General features: G+C 50.8%; 1 protein-coding gene and 1 pseudogene. Both read left to right on the top strand.

Annotated features, from left to right (window positions below):
* A partial coding sequence (locus HEM79_RS22335; protein WP_172823390.1) for a phage major capsid protein occupies positions 1–495 on the top strand: 495 nt, incomplete at its 5' end.
* A gap of 30 nt (positions 496–525) precedes the next feature.
* A pseudogene (locus tag HEM79_RS22330) lies at positions 526–591 on the top strand (hypothetical protein); the annotation flags it as partial.

The raw sequence follows: 591 nt of genomic DNA, 5'->3' as shown, positions 1-591 counted from the left end.
AAAGCGTTATTCCATGCCGATCATAAAAATCTTATTGCGAAGGATATGGACATGGTGGGGCTTGATGAAGCCCGTAAGCTGATGCGCCTCCAGGAGGATGCTAACGGCGACTCACTGAATATTACCCCTGCTTTTGTTCTGGTCCCTGCCGCGCTGGAATCTGCCGCGCGTCGCGCCATTCTGTCATCGTCATCAGTCTTTCCGGTTGGTGATGAGGGCACTATCAATCAGAACCCCGGCATCATTAACGTTGTGAAAGATATGGCAGAAGTAATTGTTGAGCCACGTCTTGATAAGGCCAATAGCAAGGAATGGTATGTAGCCGCAGCTAAGGGGATGGACACAATAGAAGTCGCTTATCTTGATGGTATGGATACGCCATATCTTGAGGAGCAGGTGGGCTTTACTGTTGATGGTGTCGCCTGGAAGGTGCGCATAGATGCAGGTGTCGCGGCCCTCGATTATCGTGGATTGCTGAAATCGAATGGAGCATGACAACAAGGCGGTACTTTGAACACGTGGGGCGGCGAGCTGCCGCACCATATTCCTGAACAACTGAGCAAACGAGAGAGGTATACCGACAAATGGCAG

Origin of the sequence: Escherichia sp. 93.0816, assembly GCF_013368855.2 — a bacterium.
In the GTDB taxonomy this organism is placed as follows: domain Bacteria; phylum Pseudomonadota; class Gammaproteobacteria; order Enterobacterales; family Enterobacteriaceae; genus Escherichia; species Escherichia ruysiae.
This window is presented reverse-complemented; position numbering and strand designations above follow the sequence as displayed.